The sequence below is a fragment of the Streptomyces sp. WAC05292 genome (assembly GCF_003949955.1).
Classification (GTDB): domain Bacteria; phylum Actinomycetota; class Actinomycetes; order Streptomycetales; family Streptomycetaceae; genus Streptomyces; species Streptomyces globosus.
This window is the reverse complement of record NZ_RPSE01000405.1, coordinates 1-5439: the sequence shown is the minus strand read 5'-3', so window position 1 is coordinate 5439 and position 5439 is coordinate 1. Positions and strand designations below refer to the sequence as shown.

General features: G+C 72.6%; 5 protein-coding genes and 1 tRNA gene. 3 read left to right on the top strand and 3 right to left on the bottom strand.

The window, feature by feature from the left end; translation table 11 throughout:
- The first annotated feature begins 24 nt into the window (after nucleotides 1-24).
- A complete protein-coding gene (locus EF903_RS27885; RefSeq protein ID WP_260616018.1) occupies nucleotides 25-1515 on the top strand; it encodes a glycoside hydrolase family 20 protein in 1491 nt (496 codons plus the stop codon).
- 13 nt (nucleotides 1516-1528) lie between these two features.
- Here the strand turns inward: EF903_RS27885 and EF903_RS27880 are convergent, their stop codons facing one another.
- The 3 genes from EF903_RS27880 to EF903_RS27870 form a co-directional block, all read right to left on the bottom strand.
- A complete protein-coding gene (locus EF903_RS27880) occupies nucleotides 1529-1840 on the bottom strand; it encodes a DUF3040 domain-containing protein (protein ID WP_125547745.1) in 312 nt (103 codons plus the stop codon).
- Between the two features lie 143 nt (nucleotides 1841-1983).
- Nucleotides 1984-2790 carry an endonuclease I family protein gene (locus EF903_RS27875; RefSeq protein WP_125547743.1) on the bottom strand — a complete coding sequence of 269 codons (807 nt, stop codon included), beginning with the start codon at nucleotides 2788-2790 and terminating at the stop codon, nucleotides 1984-1986.
- 275 nt (nucleotides 2791-3065) lie between these two features.
- Nucleotides 3066-3881 (bottom strand): glutamate ABC transporter substrate-binding protein, encoded by an 816-nt coding sequence (locus EF903_RS27870; RefSeq protein ID WP_125547741.1) that lies wholly within the window; start codon nucleotides 3879-3881, stop codon nucleotides 3066-3068.
- A gap of 357 nt (nucleotides 3882-4238) precedes the next feature.
- On the opposite strand from EF903_RS27870, the gene EF903_RS34395 reads away from it, so the two are divergent.
- Nucleotides 4239-4311, top strand: a tRNA-Arg gene (locus EF903_RS34395).
- 55 nt (nucleotides 4312-4366) lie between these two features.
- Nucleotides 4367-5439, top strand: a 1073-nt coding sequence (locus tag EF903_RS27865) for a gala protein (protein WP_125547739.1), incomplete at its 3' end; no start/stop codon positions are given.

Sequence of the window (5439 nt, the reverse complement as noted above, 5' to 3'; positions counted from 1 at the left end):
GCGGAGGACAGCGCGTACGACGGCGTGGGGGCGGGGGCGGCCTCGGAGCCGACGGCCGAGGCCCCCCCCGCCCCCACGCCGTCGTACGCGCTGTCCTCCGCCCCGCAGACCGTGCCGGCCGTCCGCGAGCACGAGCCCGCCCGCGGGCCCGGCTGGCGGCCCGCCGCCGACGCGCGGGTCGTCGTACCCGCGGCCGACAGTGCGGCCCTCGCGGACGAGGGCAGGCTGCTCGCCGGCGAACTGCGCATGCAGTTCACCGACGCGTCCGGGGCGCGCCCCGGCGACGTCGAACTGGCCCTCGGGGCGCGCGGCTCCGGGGCGCCCGAGTCGTACACCATGGCCGTCCAGGACGGGCGGGTCCGGATCACCGGGGCCGACGAGGCCGGCGTCTTCTACGGCACCCGAACCCTGAAACAGGAGGTGGCGCGGGCCGGTTCGGCGCCCGAGGGCACCGTGCGCGACGCTCCGGCCCATGCGCAGCGCGGCCTGAACCTCGACATCGCCCGCAAGAACTTCAGCGCCGGGTGGATCGAGGACCGGCTGCGGCAGATGGCCGACCTCAAGCTCAACCAGCTGGGTCTGCACTTCTCCGACGACCAGGCCTTCCGGATCGAGTCGGACACGCACCCGGAGATCGTCTCCACGCCGCACCTGACCAAGGCGGAGGTGCGGCGCATCACGGCACTCGCCGCCCGGCTGCACATCGCCGTCGTCCCCGAGATCGACTCGCCGGGCCACCTGGGGGCCGTGCTGCGCGTCCACCCGGACCTCCAGCTGCGCGACGCCCAGGGCAAGGCGGTCAAGGGGGCGGTCGACATCTCGAACCCGGCCGCGGCCCGGCTCGTCGACGAGCTGCTGCGCGAGTACCTGCCGCTGTTCCCCGGCACCGGCTGGCATCTGGGAGCCGACGAGTACCAGGCGCTCGTCTACCGCGACCCGCAGGCGTCCTTCCCGCAGCTGGCCCGCGCCGCCCGGGAGCGGTTCGGGCCGTCCGCGAAGGTCCAGGACCTCGCGACGGGCTGGCTCAACGACCGGGCGGCCGTCGTCCGCCCCGCGGGCCGGGTGCCGAAGGCCTGGAACGACGGCTTCTTCGCCGGCGGCGTGGTGCAGCCCGCCGCGGACATCCAGGCCGAGTACTGGACGGGCCGCGAGATCGGGGCGCGCCCGCCGCTCCCGTACCTGGAGGAGGGCCGGAAGGTCGTCAACCTCAACGACGAGTACCTGTACTACGTCCTCGGCGAGCCGAACGACTTCACCTACCCGACGGGGCAGCGCATCTACGAGGAGTGGACGCCGCTGGTGCTGCGCGGCAGCACCCCCGTACCGGCCCGCTACGCGCCGCAGATCCTGGGCGCGCGCTTCGCGGTCTGGTGCGACCTCGCCGGGGCGCAGACCCAGGAGCAGGTGGCCGCCGGGATCCGGCTTCCCCTGGCGGCGCTCGCGCAGAAGGTGTGGGACTCCCGTCCGCCGCAGCAGGACTGGGCCGCCTTCAAGGCCCTCGTGGACCGGCTCTGAGGGGGACCGGAGGTCAACCGGTGCGGCTGCCGGCCCGCTCGCGGCGCTGCCAGCGGTACCGGGTCACCTGCGCGAGCAGCGGCAGAGCCGTCACCACGGTCAGCGTCCAGGCTCCGGCGAAGGCCCAGATCAGCGGTGGCGACACCGTCACCGCGGCCGCGATCAGCAGGCCCAGGGTCGCCACCGCGAGGGCGCCCGCGGCCATGGCCTGGTGGCGCGGCCGCGCGAAGCGCATGATCCGGTCCAGGGACCGGTCGCGCTTGAGGTGCGCCTCGATCGAGGAGAGCGCGCGCCGTTCGCGGTCGGAGAGTCCTGATCCGTCCATCACGTACCTCCAGGGGCTGCCGCCGCCGCGTGCGGAGCGCAGCCGCCGACCTGCGGATACCCGCCCGCGCCGGGGTCAATCCCCGCGGCCGGCGCCCGGCCCGCAGGGGCGGGGCGGCCGGGCCGCGGGGACAGGCCCGCCGGTCACCAGATGGAGTCGACCCACTCCGGGTGGTCGATGAACGGGTTCCGGTTGTGCTGGTAGACGTCGAAGATGACCTGGTTGCGGCGGCGTTCGAAGGCGTCCGGCGGGTCGATCCGGTTCCACTCCTTCAGCACGGAGATCCGGCCCATGGCCGGGGCGCTGCCGTTGTCGACCCGGTCGTTGACCTCCAGGTCGGCGAAGCCGTCGCCGCCGTCGTAGCGGACGGCCATGTAGAGCAGCATGCGGGCCACGTCGCCCTTGACGGCGTCGCGGGGCTCGAAGGAGTCGGCGTCGGTGAGGCTGCCGGGGGCCTCGGGGACCGGGCTGCCGCCCTCGTCGAAGTCCTTGTTGCCGCGGATGTTGTTGACGGTGACGTCTTCGGGGCGCAGGTGGTGCAGGTCGGTGCCCGGGCCGGTGGTGGTGCCGAAGTCGCCGTGGCTCTTGGCCCAGACGTGCTCGCGGTTCCAGTCGTCGGAGTCGCCGCCGTAGGCCGACTTGGACTGCGAGCGGCCGGAGTACACCAGGATCACGTTGTTGGGGTTGGCGGGATCCTGGTCGGTCGCCTTCAGCGCGTTCCACACGCTGCTGTAGCCGATCTTGGACTGGTTCTTCACGATGTCGTGGAGCGCGGTCTTCAGGGCGGCGCCGGTCTTGCCCTCGGCGGGGGCGTAGTACGGGTCGTATGCGTTCACGGAGGCGGCCGTGTCCGCCTGCCGGATCGTTCCGGCGGACGCCGCGGCCGGTATGCCGACCAGCGTGGCGGCGGCGAGACCGACCGCCCATGCGGAGTGGCGGGACATCTTCATGGTGTGGGGGACCTCTTCACGTGCACCGCTCCCGCCAAGGCGGTTGGCGGGACGTCAGGTGGCAGAGCGAGGTCATATTGTCATGCGCCGGACAACACATGGCCACGGGTGTGGGGCCTGCACTTTTCACGCTCCGCCGAAACATCCCGCGGCCACCGGCGGAGCGACGTCTTCCGGCCCCGGCCCCGCCGGCCCGCCCGCGGCCCTGCCGACCCCGCCGACTCCGCCGACCCCGCCGGCCCGTCCGGGCGACCGGACGGGCCGGCGGGCGGGTGTCAGCTGCCCGTGGTGATCTGCGGTGCGGGCTCGCTCTTGAAGTTGGCCGGGCCGAAGTTCTTCTTCACGGCCGCGTCCCAGGAGCCGTCCTGCACCATCTTCTTCAGGGCGGCGCTGATCTGGGCCTGGAGGTCCTTGCTGCCCTTCTTGATGCCGATGCCGTAGCTCTCGTTGCTGAGGTTGAGGCCGACCAGCTTGAACTTGCCGGCGTTCTCCTTCTTCGCCGCGTAGCCGGCCAGGATGGAGTTGTCCGTGGTCATCGCGGCGACGCGGCCCTCTTCGAGGGCGACGAGGCACTCCGAATAGGTCTCCAGCTCCAGCAGGCTCGCCTTGGGCGCCAGGGTCTGCTTGATGTTCTGCGCCGACGTGGAGCCGGTGACCGAGCAGAGTTCCTTGTTGTTCAGGTCCTCGGCCTTGGTGATCGAATTCTCCCCGGCGCGGACGAGCAGGTCCTGGTGGGCGGTGAAGTACGGGCCGGCGAAGTCGACCTTCTCCTTGCGCTTGTCGCTGATCGAGTACGACGCGGCGACGAACTTCACCTCGTTGTACTGGAGCAGCAGCTCGCGGTCGGAGCTGTCGACCTTCTTGAAGGAGATCTGCTCCGGCTTGTAGCCGAGTTCCTTGCCGATGTAGGTGGCGACGTCCACGTCGAATCCGGAGAACGTGCCGCCCGGCTCTCGGTAGCCCACGCCCGGCTGGTCGAACTTGATGCCGACCGAGAGGGTCCCCTGGGGGCCTTCGTCGCCGCCGCAACCGGTGGCGGTCAGGGCGAGGCCGATCACTGCGGCGGCCGCACCGGCCTTGGGAACCCTCATGTTGTGCACTCTTTCCTCAGGACGCGGCGGGCGCGGAGCGGGATCACCGGACCGCGCGGGCACCGCGGGGACGTACGGGCGTCAAGACGCGTGTACCAGGAAGCTAGGAACGCCTTCGGCGCGGTGTCACTGCAATTGAGCGAAACTTGAGGTAACGATCCGGCTCGGCCGGAGTTTGTGCGGCGAATACGCCTTCAGGAGGGATGCAGAGGATATGCCCGATTTCTGATTCGGGCGTCGGGCGGTGTCAATTCGCCCTCAAGCGGCCGATGAGGTCCAGTCCTGTGTAATTCGGGCATCGCGCCATTCAAACTGGTGATCGGGAAACGGTCCGGCGGCCGCTATGATCTGCCGGGCAAGGCCGTAGCGCAGAGGTCGTCGCGCCCAAGCATCGAGCTGGAGGACGTCGGTTCGAATCCGACCGGTCTTGCGCTTTACCTGTTGTGGCGGACGCCGGGCACCGGCGAGAAACCGGTGGAGTGGTGATGACACGGTCCATACCCGTACGGTGCCCCGCGATCGAGCACCCCGACCTGCCGCTCGCCGACCCCGCCGGCCTCGACCCGCTGCTCGCCCGGCTCGCCGCCGCCGAACCCGTCACCGCCGACGAGGCGTTCACCCTCGGCACCCTGCGCGCCGACGGCCGCCTCGACCTCTGCAAGCAGGGCCTCGGCCCCGCCGGCGGCGCCCTGGTCGCCACCGCCGCGGCACGCTCGCCGCACGCCCGCCACCTGCTGCTCGGCACCAACTCCCTCGGCGACGAAGGAGCCCGCAGCCTCGCCGCGTCCCTCGCCGCCGGACACGGACTGCACACGCTCTACCTCGGCTGCAACCGCATCGGCCCCGGCGGCGCCGCCGCCCTCGCGGCCGCGCTCGCCGACGACACCACGGCCAAAGCCCTCTGGCTGAAGCGGAACCCCCTCCACGAGGACGGCGCCCGGACCCTCGCGGCACTGCTGCGCCGCAACCGCACCCTGCGCACCCTCGACCTCGTCAACACCGGCATCGGCAGCGAGGGCGTACGCCTCCTCCTCGACGCCCTGCGCACCCGCGAGACCCCGCTGGAGCGGCTCTTCCTCGGCGGCAACGGCCTCACCGCCGACGACGCCCCGCTGCTCGCCGCCCTCATCCGGGAGGCCGGAGTCCGCGAGCTGTACCTGCCCGCCAACCACCTCGGGGACGCCGGTGCCGCCGTCCTCGCCGCCGCCGCGGCCGCCGACCCCGGCCGACCCGTCCGCCTCGGCCTCGGCGGCAACGGCATCGGCCCGGCCGGAGCCAGGGCCCTCGCCGACGCCCTCGGCGGCATCGAAGCCCTGGACCTCGGGCGCGCCCGCTCCGAGCGCAGCCTCGGCGCACCCGGCAACGCCACCGGCGACGAAGGCGCGCACGCCCTCGCCTCCGCGCTCCCCGGCAGCCCGCTGCGCCGCCTGGAGCTGCGGCACACCGGCCTCACCGGCCGCGGCGCGAAGGGCCTCCTCGCCGCGGTCCACGACGGCTCCCCGCTGGAGTACGTCGGCCTCGGCCCGGGCCTGCCCCGCCGGGTGAAGCGGTCCCTCAC